We start from the raw sequence: 3,450 nt of genomic DNA, 5'->3' as shown, positions 1-3,450 counted from the left end.
ATTGAAGAATAACATCCAACTCCTATACCAAAAATTAATGGGAAACTAAGATCTCTTATAGAAGGTACAAATGCAAATACTGCAATTACACAAATTAAAACTGTAGCAACTGTATTTATTGATCTTGCCATAGTTTGATTAACACTAGTGTTTGTAATTTCCTCTACAGAAGCTTTCCTCATAATTTTTTGGTTTTCTCTTATTCTATCAAATATAACTATAGTGTCATTAATAGAATACCCAACAACAGTTAGAATCGCCGCTATAAAGGTTGCATTTACTTGTATTTGGAAAATTGCATATACTGTAACTGTAATCAGAATATCGTGCACCAAAGCAATTATAGCTGAAGCTGCAAATTTAAACTCAAATCTAAAACCGACATAAACTAACATGAAAAGCATAGCTACTATTAAGGCAGTAACTGTTTTTGTCTTTAATTCACTTCCAATAGATGCACCGATTGTATCTTGAGATAATAATACACTTGATTTAAACTGTGTTTTAATATCTTTTAACATGCTAGCAGTTTTTTCAGGAGAAAGCGCATCACTTTTTATGATTATATCAATTTCTTTATTATCATTTATTGTTTTAGAAGAATATTCTTCCTTTGCATATTTATCTATTATTTTATCTACATCTGATTTAACAAATTGTTGATTCATTTTTATATCAAGTGTTGTACCACCTTTAAAATCTATACCTAAATTCAATCCTTTTGTTGCCAAAAACCCCATTCCTATTACAATTATAAATAGAGAAATAGCAAACCATATTTTAGTTTTTTCAACTACTTTTATCATATGCTTACCCCCTCTTTACGCCAAAATGAGATGTTTTACTTATTAGTCCCATTTCGACTGCTAATTTCAATAAGAATTTAGTACATGTAAGTGCTGTAAATAGACTTATAGTTACACCTATTACTAGTGTTAGTGCAAAGCCCTTAACTGAACCTGTCCCCATAGAATAAAGAACTAACCCAGCCATTATAGTTGTAATGTTTGAATCTAATATTGATGGAAGTGCTCTATGAAATCCAGCATGTACAGAAGATTTTATAGATTTTCCAGTTTTAATTTCTTCCTTTATCCTCTCAAATATTAGCACATTAGCATCGACAGCCATTCCTATTGTAAGTAAGAATCCAGCGATACCTGAAATTGTTAATGTAGCGTTAATAGCTGAGAATGCACCAAGAACTAAGACCACATATAAAACTAAAGATATATCCGCAACAACACCAGGTGCTCTATAATATAAAAGCATAAATAAGAATACAAATAATATTGATACTATTCCTGCTTTCACACTTTGTGATAATGCTTCTGATCCAAAAGTTGCTCCCACTGTTTTAACTGAAACAGCTTTTAAAGTTACAGGTAATGCACCAGATTTAATAATTTCAGATGTAGTAGTAGCTTCTACTAATGATGCACTTCCTGAAATTTCAGCCTTTCCGTCCAAAATAGCTACTTCAACTGTAGGATCAGTTAATACATCTGCATCCATATAAATAGTTATTTTTTGTCCTATAAACTTTTGAGTTGCTGCTGCAAATTTTTTCTTACCCGATGCATTAAGTTCAAGATTTATAACAGGCTTATTATCTTGATTGTAGGCCGCAGTAGCATCCTTTACATCTTTACCAGTAAGAATTGTCACTTTATCAGGACCAACAAATTTGAGTTCACCCGATTTTGCAACAGTATCAAGAATTTCTTTAGAATCTGATTTTCCTGGTATATCAATTCTAATTTTATTATTACCTTCTTTAGTAACTGATGTCTCACTAACTCCCATTTTGTTTACTCTCAATGAAATTAGTTCAATTGCTCTGTCTATAGTCTTTTGATCTACATTTGCACCTTGGACTTCTTCAAGTACAGAAATTCCACCTTGAATGTCTAACCCTTTATTTATTGTCTCAGTAAATGGTTTAACCCTGTAGTCTCCTATTTTAAATCCGTGAAAACCTGTAAATGCTAATAACCCAATAACAAAAACACTGACTAGAAACAGTATCGTGCTCTTCTTCTTTTTCATTTTTATCCCCCTTCCCGTTTACTCATAAATACAATTATATTATGATTAACAAATTTAGTCAATCTTAACTAAATGTAATTTACTTATTCATGGTTACCGCTTTTAAAGCTATTGCACACTCTATTCTCTTCTTTTGCATCTTACATCCAATTTCATATGGTATATGCATATCTCCATTGAAATTAAAGTTATTTGCCTGGCATCCACCACTACAATAAAATTTAGCCCAACACTTAGTACATGTAGGTTTATTATAAATATGAGCTTCCTTAAATTCTTTAACCATTTTATTATTAGTAATCCCATTATAGATATCGCCAATAAGAAAATCTTTATTGCCAACGAATTGATGACAAGGATATATATCTCCATCTGGAGTAACTGCTATATATTCATGGCCCGCTCCACATCCAGCTATTCTCTTATATACACAAGGTCCACCTTGTAAATCAATATTAAAGTGATAGAATTTAAAACTAGTTCCATTTTTAAATCGTTTGAGCATATCTGCATATAATTTATCGTATTGCTCAAATATAACTGGTAAATCTTCTTCTCTAATTGATAGATTATGTTCAGGTGGGAGCACCACTGGCTCTATAGATATTTCTTTAAACCCTAAATCCGCCATATGTTCAATATCTTCAAAAAAGTCAGTGTTATCTCTAGTAAACGTTCCCCTAACATAATACTGTTTTGATTTGTCTCTCATATCTACCATTTTTTTAATCTTAGGAAGTATTCTATCATATGATCCACTTCCATCTACCTTTACTCTAACCTTATCATTAACAGCTTTTCTACCATCTATGCTAAGTACTATATTACCCATGTTCTCATCCATATATTTCATAATTTCCTCAGTAAGTAACGTGGCATTAGTAGTCATAGTAAATCTTATAGATTTATTGAAAATTTTCTCTTGAACCCTAGCATATGCAACTATTTCTTTTATCATTTCAAAAGCCATTAGTGGTTCTCCACCAAATAAATCTATCTCAATGTTTTTTCTAGGTCCAGATTTCTCCAAAACAAAATCTATTGCTTTTTTCCCAACTTCTACTGACATTGCTTTTCTAGCGCCATGGTACTCACCCTCATCAGCAAAGCAGTACTTGCATCTTAAATTACAATCATGAATTATATTTAAACACAGTGCCTTTATATATGGCTCTTCTTTTGCACCACTTAACGCAATTGATTTGTATAAATCTGCTGTGTACAAAGTTCCTTCTTGAATTAAGCTTTGAATCTCATCATATACTTCATTAATATCTTTTACTGAATATTTATTTTTAAAATCTTCTATTAAATCTTCTTTTTTTCTAAGTTCATTCTCATCTAGAAGATCATAAACTATTTCATCTACCATATGTAGTGCTCCAGAATTTACATCAATTA

General features: G+C 31.2%; 3 protein-coding genes. All 3 read right to left on the bottom strand.

Annotated features, from left to right (window positions below; genetic code table 11):
* A partial coding sequence (secF, locus tag Q0649_RS09450) for a protein translocase subunit SecF (protein WP_298840727.1) occupies window positions 1-806 on the bottom strand: 806 nt, incomplete at its 3' end.
* A gap of 4 nt (window positions 807-810) precedes the next feature.
* Entirely contained in the window at window positions 811-2,049 is a 1,239-nt protein-coding gene (gene secD, locus Q0649_RS09445; RefSeq protein WP_298840724.1) for a protein translocase subunit SecD, read from the bottom strand.
* A gap of 79 nt (window positions 2,050-2,128) precedes the next feature.
* Window positions 2,129-3,448, bottom strand: coding sequence for a thioether cross-link-forming SCIFF peptide maturase (scfB, locus tag Q0649_RS09440; protein ID WP_298840721.1), 1,320 nt, complete (start codon window positions 3,446-3,448; stop codon window positions 2,129-2,131).
* Between the last annotated feature and the right edge of the window lie 2 nt (window positions 3,449-3,450).

The organism is uncultured Clostridium sp. (genome assembly GCF_937920395.1).
In the GTDB taxonomy this organism is placed as follows: domain Bacteria; phylum Bacillota; class Clostridia; order Clostridiales; family Clostridiaceae; genus Clostridium_AD.
This window is presented reverse-complemented; position numbering and strand designations above follow the sequence as displayed.